At 62.6% G+C, this 13,590-nt stretch carries 14 protein-coding genes and 1 pseudogene; 8 read left to right on the top strand and 7 right to left on the bottom strand.

What is annotated here, in order from left to right; translation table 11 throughout:
• From L9Z73_RS14775 to tadA, 4 genes and pseudogenes are all read left to right on the top strand, one after another.
• Positions 1–75, top strand: a pseudogene (locus tag L9Z73_RS14775) (DNA repair protein RecO); the annotation flags it as partial.
• A 51-nt stretch (positions 76–126) separates the two neighbouring features.
• Positions 127–870, top strand: a complete 744-nt coding sequence (gene pdxJ, locus L9Z73_RS14770) for a pyridoxine 5'-phosphate synthase (RefSeq protein ID WP_247402169.1) — start codon at positions 127–129, stop codon at positions 868–870.
• A 238-nt stretch (positions 871–1,108) separates the two neighbouring features.
• Positions 1,109–2,491 (top strand): multicopper oxidase family protein, encoded by a 1,383-nt coding sequence (locus L9Z73_RS14765; protein WP_247402167.1) that lies wholly within the window; start codon positions 1,109–1,111, stop codon positions 2,489–2,491.
• A complete protein-coding gene (gene tadA, locus L9Z73_RS14760) occupies positions 2,491–2,988 on the top strand; it encodes a tRNA adenosine(34) deaminase TadA (RefSeq protein WP_247402165.1) in 498 nt (165 codons plus the stop codon). The genes L9Z73_RS14765 and tadA overlap by 1 nt, the downstream gene beginning before the upstream one ends.
• A gap of 155 nt (positions 2,989–3,143) precedes the next feature.
• Here the strand turns inward: tadA and cmoB are convergent, their stop codons facing one another.
• The 6 genes from cmoB to L9Z73_RS14730 all read right to left on the bottom strand — a co-directional run bounded on the left by cmoB (position 3,144) and on the right by L9Z73_RS14730 (position 9,785).
• On the bottom strand, positions 3,144–4,100 hold the full coding sequence (gene cmoB / locus L9Z73_RS14755; RefSeq protein ID WP_247402163.1) for a tRNA 5-methoxyuridine(34)/uridine 5-oxyacetic acid(34) synthase CmoB: 957 nt from the start codon (positions 4,098–4,100) through the stop codon (positions 3,144–3,146).
• Complete coding sequence (gene cmoA / locus L9Z73_RS14750; protein ID WP_247402160.1) at positions 4,097–4,840, bottom strand: carboxy-S-adenosyl-L-methionine synthase CmoA; 744 nt, start codon at positions 4,838–4,840, stop codon at positions 4,097–4,099. Before cmoA ends, cmoB begins: the two co-directional genes overlap by 4 nt.
• 35 nt (positions 4,841–4,875) lie before the next feature.
• Positions 4,876–5,532, bottom strand: coding sequence for a lysoplasmalogenase (locus tag L9Z73_RS14745; RefSeq protein WP_247402158.1), 657 nt, complete (start codon positions 5,530–5,532; stop codon positions 4,876–4,878).
• Between the two features lies 1 nt (position 5,533).
• Entirely contained in the window at positions 5,534–5,923 is a 390-nt protein-coding gene (locus tag L9Z73_RS14740; RefSeq protein WP_247402157.1) for a protease inhibitor I42 family protein, read from the bottom strand.
• A 231-nt stretch (positions 5,924–6,154) separates the two neighbouring features.
• Entirely contained in the window at positions 6,155–8,575 is a 2,421-nt protein-coding gene (lon, locus tag L9Z73_RS14735) for an endopeptidase La (RefSeq protein WP_247402155.1), read from the bottom strand.
• Positions 8,576–8,795: 220 nt separating this feature from the next.
• Positions 8,796–9,785, bottom strand: coding sequence for a GntR family transcriptional regulator (locus L9Z73_RS14730; protein WP_247402153.1), 990 nt, complete (start codon positions 9,783–9,785; stop codon positions 8,796–8,798).
• 350 nt (positions 9,786–10,135) lie between these two features.
• Here L9Z73_RS14730 and L9Z73_RS14725 point away from each other — a divergent pair, with 350 nt between their 5' ends.
• From L9Z73_RS14725 to L9Z73_RS14710, 4 genes are read left to right on the top strand one after another with little or no spacing between them, the layout of a single operon-like run.
• Complete coding sequence (locus L9Z73_RS14725) at positions 10,136–10,312, top strand: hypothetical protein (protein ID WP_247402149.1); 177 nt, start codon at positions 10,136–10,138, stop codon at positions 10,310–10,312.
• Between the two features lie 11 nt (positions 10,313–10,323).
• Complete coding sequence (locus L9Z73_RS14720) at positions 10,324–11,202, top strand: polysaccharide deacetylase family protein (protein ID WP_247402146.1); 879 nt, start codon at positions 10,324–10,326, stop codon at positions 11,200–11,202.
• A gap of 27 nt (positions 11,203–11,229) precedes the next feature.
• Positions 11,230–12,570 (top strand): MFS transporter, encoded by a 1,341-nt coding sequence (locus tag L9Z73_RS14715; RefSeq protein WP_247402143.1) that lies wholly within the window; start codon positions 11,230–11,232, stop codon positions 12,568–12,570.
• 10 nt (positions 12,571–12,580) lie between these two features.
• Positions 12,581–13,342, top strand: coding sequence for an SDR family NAD(P)-dependent oxidoreductase (locus L9Z73_RS14710; protein WP_247402140.1), 762 nt, complete (start codon positions 12,581–12,583; stop codon positions 13,340–13,342).
• A 42-nt stretch (positions 13,343–13,384) separates the two neighbouring features.
• Here the strand turns inward: L9Z73_RS14710 and L9Z73_RS14705 are convergent.
• On the bottom strand, positions 13,385–13,590 hold a 206-nt coding region (locus tag L9Z73_RS14705; protein WP_247402138.1), incomplete at its 5' end, for a hypothetical protein.

Here is a 13,590-nt window from a genome sequence, read left to right as displayed (position 1 = left end):
CTGATGCGCCAGGCCTTGGCCGTGCATCTGGGCGGGCGGCCGCTGGTCAGTCGCGAGTTGTTTCGAAAGCCCTGACAACCCCGTGTATGCTGTGCAGCGTTTCTTTCCCTTTTCAGGAGCGCTTCCGTGACCACCAGCAATCGCATTCTTCTCGGCGTCAACATCGACCACGTCGCCACGCTGCGCCAGGCCCGGGGCACCCGTTACCCGGACCCGGTCAAAGCCGCGCTGGACGCCGAAGAAGCGGGCGCCGACGGCATCACCGTACACCTGCGCGAAGACCGCCGGCACATCCAGGAGCGCGACGTGCTGCTGCTCAAGGACGTGCTGCAAACCCGTATGAACTTCGAAATGGGCGTCACCGAAGAAATGATGGCGTTCGCCGAGCGCATCCGCCCGGCGCATATCTGCCTGGTGCCGGAGACCCGTCAGGAACTGACCACCGAAGGCGGCCTCGACGTGGCCGGCCAGGAAGCACGCATCAAGGCCGCAGTGGAGCGCCTGTCGCAGATCGGCAGCGAAGTCTCGCTGTTTATCGACGCCGATGAACGCCAGATCGAAGCCTCGCACCGCGTTGGCGCGCCGGCCATCGAATTGCACACCGGGCGTTATGCCGATGCGACCACGCCGACCGAAGTCGCCGATGAGCTGCAACGCATCATTGAAGGCGTGAACTGCGGTCTCAACCACGGCCTGATCGTCAACGCCGGCCACGGCCTGCACTACCACAACGTCGAAGCCGTGGCGGCGATCAAGGGCATCAACGAACTGAACATCGGCCATGCGCTGGTGGCGCACGCGCTGTTCGTTGGTTTCAAAGGCGCGGTCGCCGAGATGAAGGCCCTGATCCTGGCCGCTGCCAAAGCCTGAGCAAACACCCTCTAGAAAACACTGAAGCTCAAAATGTGGGAGGGGGCTTGCTCCCGATGGCGGTGGATCAGCTACACATAAGCTGACTGACCCACCGCCATCGGGAGCAAGCCCCCTCCCACATTGTCCTCGGTGTTTTCGGCATGCGGCAATGCGAAGCCTTACTGTTTAGCCGTCGCAGGTGTATCGTATCTGCCCTTTGCGGGCTCCTGGTCTGCGGCAGATACGTGAGGTTGTTGTGTCCCGATCCTTTTCCCGTCGACAAATCCTGGGTGGTCTTGCTGGCCTGGCCGTAGTGGGTGTCGGTGCCGGTGGTGGCTACCGCTACTGGCTGGGCAAGGTCGCCGAGGCCGAGGCGGGACACGACTACGAACTGATCGCCGCGCCCCTCGATGTGGAACTGGTACCGGGGCACACAACCCAAGCCTGGGCGTTCGGCCCGTCGGCTCCCGGCACCGAGCTGCGCGTGCGCCAGGGCGAATGGCTGCGGGTGCGTTTCATCAACCACCTGCCGGTCGCCACCACCATCCACTGGCATGGCATCCGCCTGCCGCTGGAAATGGACGGTGTGCCCTATGTCTCGCAATTGCCGGTGTTGCCCGGTGAATACTTCGACTACAAGTTCCGCGTGCCCGACGCCGGCAGCTATTGGTATCACCCTCACGTGAACAGCAGCGAAGAACTCGGCCGTGGCCTGGTCGGCCCGCTGATCGTCGAAGAGCGCGAGCCCACCGGTTTCAAGCACGAACGCACCCTCAGCCTGAAAAGCTGGCACGTCGACGAAGAGGGCGCCTTTGTCGCGTTCAGCGTGCCCCGTGAAGCGGCGCGTGGCGGCACGGCCGGGCGCTTGTCGACGATCAATGGCGTGGCCCAGGCGGTGATCGATTTACCCGCTGGGCAGATCACCCGCGTGCGCCTGCTCAACCTCGACAACACGCTGACCTATCGCCTCAATATTCCCGACGTCGACGCGCAGATCTATGCGCTGGACGGTAACCCCATCGAGCCGCGCCCCCTGGGCAAGGAATACTGGCTCGGTCCGGGCATGCGTATCTGCCTGGCGATCAAGGCGCCGCCGGCGGGCGAAGAACTGTCGATCCGCAACGGCCCGGTGCGCCTGGGTACGTTCCGCTCGGTGGCCAACGCCGACGCGCCGACTGAATGGCCGCCTGCGCTGCCCGCCAACCCGATCAGCGAGCCGGACCTGGCCAACGCCGAGAAACTCAACTTCAATTTCGAATGGGTCGGCTCGGTGTCGGTCAACGTCGATAACGGCAAGCCGCCGAGCCTGTGGCAGATCAACGGCCAGGCCTGGGACATCACCGACAAGGCCTGCGCCGATCGCCCGATTGCCAAGCTGGAGAAGGGCAAGAGCTACATTTTTGAACTGAAAAACATGACCCAGTACCAACACCCGATCCACCTGCACGGCATGAGCTTCAAGGTGATCGCCTCGAACCGCCACACGGTGATTCCGTACTTCACCGACACCTACCTGCTGGGCAAGAACGAACGCGCCCGCGTGGCGCTGGTGGCGGATAACCCGGGGGTGTGGATGTTCCACTGCCATGTGATCGACCATATGGAAACCGGCCTGATGGCCGCTATCGAGGTGGCATGATGCGCCAGTTTCGCCCCACGGCGATTATCGACCGCAGCCGCGACCAGGACTTCATGCGCGAAGCCCTGGCACTGGCGGCGCAGGGTGCGGCGTTGGGCGAAGTGCCGGTGGGCGCGGTGCTGGTGCAGGACGGTGTCATCATCGGCCGTGGCTTCAATTGCCCGATCAGCGGCAACGACCCCAGCGCCCATGCCGAAATGGTCGCCATCCGCGCCGCCGCCCAGGCGCTGAGCAACTATCGCCTGCCCGGCAGCACGCTGTATGTGACGCTGGAACCGTGCAGCATGTGCGCGGGCCTGATCGTGCATTCGCGCATCGCGCGGGTGGTGTACGGCGCGCTGGAGCCGAAGGCGGGGATTGTGCAAAGCCAGGGGCAGTTTTTTACCCAGGGGTTTCTCAACCATCGGGTGTTGTATGAAGGCGGGGTGCTGGCCGAGGAATGCGGGACGGTGTTGAGTGAGTTCTTCAAGGCCCGCCGGGCTAAGCCCCCACTCTAAAGAACACTGATGAGCAAATGTGGGAGGGGCGGTGCGACGATTCGACTTGCCCCCGATAGCAGTGTGTCAGTCAGCTTATCTATTGCTGACCCACCGCCATCGGGGGCAAGCCCCCTCCCACATTCTGATCTCCATTTTTTCATGGGGATCGCGGGTTACTTCTTAGCGATGATCACCGCCCGCATCGGCGCCGGCAGCCCTTCAATCGTCTTGCTGTGATCCTCTGGATCGAGGAAGTCGCTGAGGGACTGAAACTTCATCCACTCCGTCCCCCGCTGTTCCTCCACCGTGGTCACACTCACATCCACGCACCTCACGTCGCTGAACCCGGCCCGGCGCAGCCAGAGCATCAACGCCGGCACCGACGGTAGGAACCACACGTTGCGCATCTGCGCGTAGCGGTCTTCCGGCACCAGCACCTGTTGCTGATCGCCTTCGATCACCAGCGTTTCCAGCACCAGTTCACCGCCTTTGACCAGGCAGTCTTTCAGCGCCAGCAAATGCTCGATCGGTGAGCGACGGTGGTAGAACACGCCCATGGAAAACACAGTGTCGAAGCCTTCCAGGTTCGCCGGCAAGTCCTCGAACGGAAACGGCAGGTGCCAGGCGTTCGGTGCCGACAGGTAGCGCTGTACCGCCTGGAACTGGCAGAAGAACAACCAGTTCGGGTCCACGCCGATCACGCTGTCGGCACCGGCGCCGAGCATGCGCCACATGTAATAGCCGTTGCCGCAGCCGACATCGAGAATGCGTTTACCGTTCAGGTCCAGGTGCGGCGCGACCCGCGACCACTTCCAGTCCGAACGCCATTCGGTATCCACATGCACGCCGAACAGGTGGAACGGGCCTTTGCGCCACGGGCTCAGGCCCATCAGCGCGGTATGCATTTGCGCGCGGGTGGCGTCGTCGCAAACGGTGTCGAGGGTCAGGCCATTGAGCAAATCGACTTCGCTGGGCTGGATTTTCGGCAGTGCATCCAGCGCACTCTGCCAGCGCTCCAGGTCGCCATGCCCCTTTTCCATCTTGCTATCGAGTTGCGCTTGCAGGCCCTGGGCCCATACGGCCAGGGGAGTGCCGACCAAGTGGCGGGCGAGGGGGGACAGATCAATCATGGCAAGGCAATCAACGAGGCAAAGTTAAGACACTGGAACCACGGCACGACGGTCGAGAACCCGGCCGCCAGCAGGCGTTCGCGGTGTTCTTCGAGGCTGTCGGGCTTCATGACGTTTTCGATGGCGCTGCGCTTCTGGGCGATTTCCAGCTCGCTGTAGCCGTTGGCGCGTTTGAACGCGACATGCAGATCGGTGAGCAGCGCGTGTTCTTGCGCATCATTGAAACGCAGCTTCTCCGAGAGGATCAACGCACCGCCCGGCAACAGCGCTTGGCGGATGCGCCCGAGCAACGCCAGGCGCTGATCGGGAGCGATGAATTGCAGGGTGAAGTTCAGCGCCACCACCGAGGCCGGCTGGAACTGCAGCGCGAGGATATCGCCCTCGATCACCTGAACCGGCAGCAACTCCTGGAACATCGAGTCCTGGCCATTGAGGTACTCGCGGCAGCGCTCGACCATCGCCGCCGAGTTATCCACCGCGATGACGTGGCACCCGTCGGTGCGCACGTGGCGGCGCAACGCCTGGGTAACCGCGCCGAGGGACGAACCCAGGTCGTACAGTGCACTGTTGGGCTGGGCAAACTGCGCGGCGAGCACGCCGAGGTTTTCGACGATGGTCGGGTAACCGGGCACCGAGCGCTTGATCATGTCCGGGAACACCCGCACCACGTCCTCGTTAAAGGCGAAGTCCGGCACCTGGGGCAGGGGCTGGGCGAATAGGCGATCGGGTTCTTTGCTCACGGTTGTTCCAGCGACGAGGGGGAAAGGCCGGCATTTTAGCCAAGTTGCTCCGCAGATGCGCGGGTTGTCTGATGGAACGCCGAGGCGGTGATACCCCACTGGCCGAGCCAGTAAGTGCTGATCAGCAGGTACGGCGCCGCATCGAAGCTCAGCACAAACCGGTTGATACCGATCAGCGTGTCGGAAACCACAAACGATACGGCACCCGCCGCCGCCAGCAGCGCCGAGCGCTTGGGCACCGCGCTGCCCAGTCGCGCCAGCGCCCGCCAGAGCATCGCGCTGATCACCAGCGCGTAAACCACCACCGGAATCAGCAGTTCGCCCAGCCCATGGGAAATCAGGATGCTCAGCAGCATCGCCCCGACGCCCAGCGCCAGCACCAACGGCAGCCACGCCAAGCGTCGGCAGTCGCTGAAATAGGCTTTGAGGTACGCCAGGTGCGCGCACAGAAACGCGCCCAGGCCAAAGATAAACAAGTCGCCCGGCCATGCCAGCAGCACATCGCCGACCAGGGAAAAAATCAGCCCCAGGCTGATCCAGCGTCGATAGTCGCTCGGAGGCGCATCATGCAGCCAGCCCAGCAGCGCCAGAACCGGCAACGGTTTGACCAGCAGGCACAGTAACGCCGCATGGACGGTCAGGCCGTAGATAAAGGTGCCGGCGCCCATCAACGCAAGAATCAGCCATGGCATATCAGTTCACCGTGATGGCGCAGTCGAATGTCTCGGCCGGTTCGGCTTCCGGTTCCCAGGGTTGCAGGGAGGTCAGGCGCAAGCGGCCCTGGCCGGCGGCAAAGGCCTGGAAGCGCCAGGTGGATTGACCACCGCCGCCGATCACGCCGGATTCTGTGCTGCTGTAGACCTCGGGGCTCAGTGCGCGCAGCACGCCGCCGGCGGAATCCTGGATGGCCCAGCGGTAGCCGGTGGTGGGGTTGCTTGGCAGGGTCAGGATCAGGTTTTGTCCGGTTTTGAGTTGGAGCGGGCAGGTGCTCTGTTTTTCCACGCTGACGTTTTGCTGTGGGGCACTGGCGCACGCGGCCAGCAGGGCAAGGCTCAAGGGGAGAAGCAGGCGGGCAGCGGTCATGGGGGCTCCGTTGATGTGCGACGAAGGGCGAGCATAACCGAAGATGAGGCAGGGTGTGGCAAGCGGGCGGTGGCGGACTGCTTCTGTGGCGAGGGAGCTTGCTCCCGCTGGGCTGCGAAGCAGCCCCAAGGAGGTCACCGAGTTTATTCAGGCAAAACTCGGTGACTGGCTTTCAGGGCCGCTGCGCAGCCCAGCGGGAGCAAGCTCCCTCGCCACAGGGGAGAGGTAAAATCAGAAGAGCACCTTCGCCACATCCGTAAAACGCTTGGCGAAATGCACGGTCATCCCTTCCTTCAGATACTCCGGCAGTTCTTCAAAGCTGCCGCGATTCGGCTCGGGCAAGATCAGTTCGTGAATCTTCTGACGCCGCGCCGCGATCACCTTCTCACGCACCCCGCCAATCGGCAGTACATGCCCGGTCAGCGTCAGCTCGCCGGTCATGGCTACGCCTTTCTTCGGTGGCTGGTTGCGCGCCAGCGACAACAGCGCACTGGCCATGGTCACGCCAGCGCTCGGGCCGTCTTTCGGCGTGGCGCCTTCGGGTACGTGCATGTGGACGAAGGCTTCATCGAAGAACTTCGGATCACCGCCAAACGACTTCAGATTGGAGCTGATGTAGCTGTAGGCGATTTCAGCGGATTCTTTCATCACATCACCCAGTTGCCCGGTGAGCTTGAAGCCGCGGTTGAGCGTGTGGATGCGGGTCGCCTCGATCGGCAAGGTTGCGCCGCCCATGCTGGTCCAGGCCAACCCGGTGATCACGCCGGTGCCGGACAGCACTTGTTCGTTGCGGAACACCGGTATACCGAGGGAGCTTTCCAGGTCCTTGGTGCCGATCTTGATCACCGCGTCCGGCTCATCCAGCAGCTTGACCACCGCCTTGCGCACCAGCTTGCCCAGTTGTTTCTCCAACTGGCGTACCCCGGCTTCGCGGGCATAGCCGTCGATCAAGGCGCGCAGGGCGCCGTCGCTGATGGTCAGGCTGTTTTTCGACACGCCGGCTTTTTCCAACTGCTTTGGCCACAGGTGGCGTTTGGCGATGGCGACTTTCTCTTCGGTGATATAGCCCGACAGGCGAATCACTTCCATGCGGTCCAGCAAGGGGCCGGGGATCGAGTCCAGGGTGTTGGCGGTGCACACGAACAGCACTTTCGACAGGTCCAGGCGCAGGTCCAGGTAGTGGTCGAGGAATTCGACGTTCTGTTCCGGGTCGAGGGTTTCCAGCAGCGCCGAAGCCGGGTCGCCCTGGAAGCTCTGACCCATCTTGTCGATCTCGTCGAGCATGATCACCGGGTTCATCACTTCCACATCTTTGAGCGCCTGCACCAGCTTGCCGGGCATGGCGCCGATGTAGGTGCGGCGATGGCCCTTGATCTCGGCCTCGTCGCGCATGCCGCCGACGCTGAAGCGATAGAACGGCCGCCCGAGGGATTCGGCAATCGATTTGCCCACGCTGGTCTTGCCCACACCCGGCGGCCCGACCAGCAGCACGATGGAGCCGGCGACTTCGCCTTTATAAGCGCCCACCGCGAGGAATTCGAGGATGCGACTCTTGATGTCGTCCAGGCCGGCGTGGTGTTTGTCCAGGACCTTGCGCGCATGTTTCAGGTCGAGCTTGTCCTTGCCGTACACGCCCCACGGCACTGAAGTCGCCCAGTCCAGGTAGTTGCGCGTCACTGCGTATTCCGGCGAGCCGGTTTCGAGGATCGACAGTTTGTTCAGTTCTTCATCGATGCGTTTCTGCGCCTGCGCCGGCAGCACTTTGCCTTCCAGGCGCTGTTCGAACTGCTCGACGTCGGCGCTGCGGTCGTCCTTGGTCAAGCCCAGTTCCTGCTGGATGACCTTGAGCTGTTCCTTGAGGAAGAATTCGCGCTGGTGCTCGCCGATCTTGCGGTTCACCTCGGCGGAGAGTTCTTTTTGCAAACGCGCGACTTCGACTTCCTTGCGCAGCATCGGCAGCACTTTTTCCATGCGCTTGAGCATGGGCACGCAGTCCAGCACTTCCTGCAGCTCAGTACCGGTCGCCGACGTGAGCGCGGCGGCGAAGTCGGTCAGCGGCGATGGGTCGTTGGGGCTGAAGCGGTTGAGGTAGTTCTTCAGCTCTTCGCTGTACAGCGGGTTGAGCGGCAGCAGTTCCTTGATCGCATTGATCAGCGCCATGCCGTAGGCCTTGACCTCGTCGGTCGGCTCGGTCGGCTGGTGCGGGTATTCGACTTCCACCAGGTACGGTGGGCGGTGGTGCTTGAGCCAGGTGCGAATCCGCACGCGGGTCAGGCCCTGGGCGACGAATTGCAGTTTGCCGTTTTCGCGACTGGCGTGGTGGACCTTCACCAGGGTGCCGTACAGCGGCAGCGCGGAGGTGTCGAAGTGCCGTGGGTCATCTGGCGGCGTGTCCATGAAGAACAGGGCCAGGGAGTGATGGTCGGATTTGCTCACCAGCTCCAGGGTTTCGGCCCACGGTTCTTCATTGACGATCACCGGCAATACTTGCGCCGGGAAGAACGGGCGATTGTGAATCGGGATGATGTAGACCTTGTCCGGCAGGTTTTGCCCAGGCAGGGCCAGGCCGGTATTGGACGAGTGACCCTCGGCGTTTTCAGGGTCGGCGTATTCGTTGGCGTCGAAATCAGGGATATCTTGCTGGTCGCTCATGGGGCACCTGCATAGGGAAGTATGCCAGTTAGATGGGGCGGGCCAGCGGTGGTTTCAATGGCGGGGGCTAGATAGCAACATATTGCATGAAATTACTGCAGAGCCCCGGTCAAGGTGGGAGGGGGCTTGCTCCCGATTGCGGCGTGACAGTCACCCCATACGTTGACTGATACACGGTTATCGGGAGCAAGCCCCCTCCCACAGGGTTAGCCGCATGCAGTCAGCTGATTTTGTGGAGGTAGGCGGGCAGGGGTTGTTCCGGCAATACCGACAACACCTTCAAGCGCTGCAACATCCGCTGCCGCGCCCGTTGCAGGTGCTCGCGCAGGTTCAACGCCGCCGCATCGAACGCGCCGTGCAGCAACAACTCCAGGATCAAGCGGTGTTCGGCGAGCATCGCCGGGTCGGCACCGATCCCCAGCAAGCGATAGAAAATCCGGCTGATGATCATCGGGCTCTGGCCCTGGCGGATCAGCGCGGCGATCTTGCGGTTTTGCAGGCCGGCCAGGCAGCGTTGGTGCAAATCCTCTTCGATCTGCTCGATGGCTTCCAGGCTGCACTGTGGGCTGTCCTGGGCGTCGAGCACGCGTTGCAACATGGCTTCGAGCAGCGCGCGGTCAAGGTTCGGCGCGCTCTGGCGCAGCGCTTCGGGCTCCAGGCAGGCGCGCAGTTCGTAGTCTTCGGTGACTTCCCGCGCCGTCAGCGGCCCTGCCAGCCATTGGGAGTAGGGCTCTTTTTCGACCAGGCCACGGTCGCGCAGGCGCATCAGTGCTTCACGCACCACCGCGCGGCTGACGCCGTAGTGGTCGGCGGCGGCTTGCTCATCCAGGCGGTAATGGCCGAAAGCGATGCAGGTGGACAGCGCCGCGCCGATCTCCTCGACGATCCGCTCGCCCAACGGCCGTGTATCCACCAGTTCGTCCTCGTCGTTCAGGCCCAGGTGCGCCGGGCTCAGGGGCAGGCGCAGCGGTTCCATGGCCACGCCCTCGGGGTTGATCAGGTAACCCCGCCCGTTGAAACGGCAGATCAACCCTTCGGCATGCAGCAGGTCCAGCGCCTTGCGTACCGGCACGCGGCTGGTGCCAAACAATTCGGCCAGCGGCGCTTCGAGCAGGACCAGCCCGTGGCGGGCGGTGCCGTTGACGATCGCGTCACGCAAAAGCTGGTGAATCATCGCGTAACGAGAGGCCGAGGCGGACACTGCTTTCATCGTGTTCTCTGGGGTAAAGAGGTCGGGTGTATGTAGGACGCAGCCAGGGATTCTCTCATAGATGTACCTGTCACTCCGCGCCACGTCGGCGGCACTTTTTTGGGGCCTTGAAGGTAGGGCTGTTACTTTTCTGCACCAAAATGTACTTATTAATAAAAGATACATTATTGGCCTGAAGGCGCGCTGCAGGGTCCGCGCCAGGTTTTTTTGCTTCCTACAAAAGCATCTATCCCGCCGCTCTGGTCGATAAAGCGCAATCACAGAAAAAGCCGTCGACACAGACTGGCACGAAAGCTGCCTTTATAAAATGTACATTTTATTAATATGTACGTTTTGTGAGGATCAGCCTGATGTCAGACGCCACTTCAATGGCCGAGGCTTTCGCCAGCGGCCGCAGCGACCCGGTGCACGCCCTCGACCACGCGAGTCGGTCGGCACCCCCGGCCGTCATCCACATCGCCCCAACGGGGGAAGACGCACGCCTGTTGCGGGCTGCGCTGTCCGTCGAATCCCAACTGACTCTCTAAGGAGACACCCCATGGCTAAAGACATCCTCTGTGCATTCGGCGTCGACGTTGACGCCGTCGCCGGCTGGCTCGGTTCCTACGGCGGCGAAGACTCGCCAGACGATATCTCCCGCGGCCTGTTCGCCGGTGAAATCGGCGCGCCGCGCCTGCTCAAACTGTTCGAGCGCTACGGCCTGCGCACCACTTGGTTTATCCCCGGCCACTCGATGGAAACCTTTCCCGCGCAGATGAAGGCGGTGGCCGACGCCGGTCACGAAATCGGCGTACACGGCTACAGCCACGAAAACCCGATTGCGATGACCGCCGAGCAGGAAGAAATCGTGCTCGACAAGTCCATCGAACTGATCACCCACGTGACCGGTAAACGTCCGACCGGCTACGTCGCACCGTGGTGGGAATTCAGCAAGGTCACCAACGAACTGCTGTTGAAAAAAGGCATCAAGTACGACCACAGCCTGATGCACAACGACTTCCACCCCTACTACGTGCGCAAGGGCGACAGCTGGACCAAAATCGACTACAGCCAGCACCCCGACACCTGGATGAAACCGCTGGTGCGCGGCGAAGAAACCGACCTGGTGGAGATCCCGGCCAACTGGTACCTCGACGACCTGCCGCCGATGATGTTCATCAAGAAAGCCCCCAACAGCCACGGCTTCGTCAACCCGCGTCACCTCGAAGAAATGTGGCGCGATCAGTTCGACTGGGTCTACCGCGAACACCAACACGCGGTGTTCACCATGACCATCCACCCCGACGTATCCGGCCGCCCGCAAGTGCTGCTGATGCTCGAACGCTTGATCGAACACATCCAGAGCCATGCCGGCGTGCGCTTCGTCACCTTCGACGAAATCGCCGATGACTTTATCCGCCGCCAACCGCGTACCTGACCCCATCCCACCCTCGAGGCGCGATCCATGTCCATCTACAACAAGCTTGACCTGACTGGCTGGAAACCCCGGCAACTGACGTCCCAGGAAGTGCGCTTCGCCACCTGGATCGCGTTTTTCGCCTGGGTGTTTGCGGTGTACGACTTCATCCTGTTCGGCACGTTGCTGCCGGAGATCGGCCTGCACTTCGGCTGGGGCGAGGTGGAACAAGCTGAAATCGCGACCTGGGTGGCGGTGGGTACGGCGGTGGTGGCATTTGCCATTGGCCCCGTCGTCGATAAGTTGGGGCGGCGCAAAGGCATTATCTTCACCGTGGCCGGTTCCGCGGTGTGCTCGGCGCTGACCGCGATCGGTGGTGCGTGGGGCAAGTCGCCGCTGATCCTGATCCGTTCGTTGGGCGGCCTGGGTTATGCCGAGGAAACCGTCAACGCCACGTATTTGAGCGAGCTGTATGGCGCCTCGCAAGATCCCCGACTGACCAAGCGCCGGGGGTTTATCTACAGCCTGGTGCAGGGCGGCTGGCCGGTCGGTGCGCTGATCGCGGCGGGGTTGACCGCGCTGTTGCTGCCGATCATCGGCTGGCAGGGCTGCTTCATTTTTGCCGCGATCCCGGCCGTGGTCATCGCGATTATGGCGCGCAAGCTCAAGGAGAGCCCGCAGTTCCAGATCCATCAGCGCATCAGCGCGCTGCGTAAAAGCGGCGCGGTGAGCGAAGCGCAAAACGTCGCCGCGACCTACGGCGTGGACTACGACGAGCACAGCAAAGCCGGCCTCAAAGCCGCCTTCCGTGGCCCGGCCCGCCGCGCCACCCTGGTGATCGGCGCCGCGCTGTTGCTCAACTGGGCAGCGATCCAGGTGTTCAGCGTGCTCGGCACGTCGGTGATCGTCAGCGTTCACCACATCTCGTTCGAGAACTCGCTGATCATCCTCGTGCTGTCGAACCTGGTGGGTTACTGCGGCTACCTCAGCCACGGCTGGATGGGCGACAAGATCGGCCGCCGCAACGTCATCGGCCTGGGCTGGATGCTCGGCGGGCTGTCGTTCGCCGGGATGCTGTTTGGCCCGAGCAACATGGCGATGGTGGTCGGGCTGTACAGCCTGGGCCTGTTTTTCCTGATCGGGCCGTACTCGGCGGCGCTGTTCTTTATCAGCGAAAGTTTCCCCACCAGCATCCGTGCCACCGGCGGCGCGATCATTCATGCCATGGGCCCGATTGGCGCGGTGGTCGCCGGTTTCGGCGCGACGCAAGTGTTGTCCGCCGGCAGCGACTGGCAGACCGCCGCCCTGTGGTTCGGCGCCTTGCCGTGCTTTTTATCCGGTGTGCTGATGTTTGCCGCACGCCATGTGCGTCCGGAAACCGTGCAGTAAGGAGTGTTTGATGAAGCGTAAAGTTGCCTTGATTACCGGTGCCGCCAGCGGCATCGGCCAAGCCCTCGCGGTGGCCTATGCGCGCAACGGCGTGGCGGTGGTGGGCGGGTATTACCCGGCCGATCCCCATGACCCGCGCACCACCGTGTCCCTGGTGGAACAGGCGGCTGGCGAATGTCTGATGCTGCCGCTGGACGTGGGCGATACCGCCTCGGTGGACGCCTTGGCCGCCCATGCCGTGCAGCATTTTGGCCGCCTGGACTATGCGGTGGCCAACGCCGGTCTGCTGCGCCGTGCGCCGCTGCTGGAAATGACCGATCAACTGTGGGACGAAATGCTCAACGTCGACCTGACGGGGGTGATGCGCACCTTCCGCGCGGCGACTCGGCATATGCCCGCGGGCGGCGCGCTGGTGGCGATTTCGTCGATTGCCGGCGGCGTATATGGCTGGCAGGAGCACAGCCATTACGCGGCGGCCAAGGCCGGTGTGCCGGGGTTGTGCCGCTCGCTGGCGGTGGAATTGGCGCCGTTGGGGATTCGCTGCAATGCGGTGATTCCGGGGTTGATCGAGACGCCGCAATCGCTGGATGCGCAGAACTCCCTCGGGCCGGAAGGTTTGGCCAAGGCCGCACGGGCGATTCCGTTGGGCCGGGTGGGGAGGGCAGATGAAGTGGCGTCGCTGGTGCAGTTTTTGACCAGTGATGCGTCGAGCTACCTGACCGGGCAAAGCATCGTCATCGACGGTGGCCTGACCGTGCGCTGGCCCGACTGACGGATGTCATGTGGGAGGGGGCTTGCCCCCGATAGCTGTGGTTCAGATAAAACAATGGTGGCTGACACACCGCAATCGGGGGCAAGCCCCCTCCCACATTGGACTGTGTTTTTTCAGGAGTTTTTGATGGTTTCGCCCTTTTTGCGATGTTTTCTGCCCGAATTTCGTGAGACAGGCCTTTTCGGCAAATCTAGCATAAACACCGAGTTCATCCATGGAGCGGCGGTTTAAATCATCGCTGCCCGCCT

It is taken from the genome of Pseudomonas emilianonis, from assembly GCF_023072625.1.
Lineage (GTDB): Bacteria > Pseudomonadota > Gammaproteobacteria > Pseudomonadales > Pseudomonadaceae > Aquipseudomonas > Aquipseudomonas paraveronii.
The sequence above is the reverse complement of the archived record's forward strand: the minus strand, read 5'-3'. Positions and strand labels throughout refer to the sequence as shown.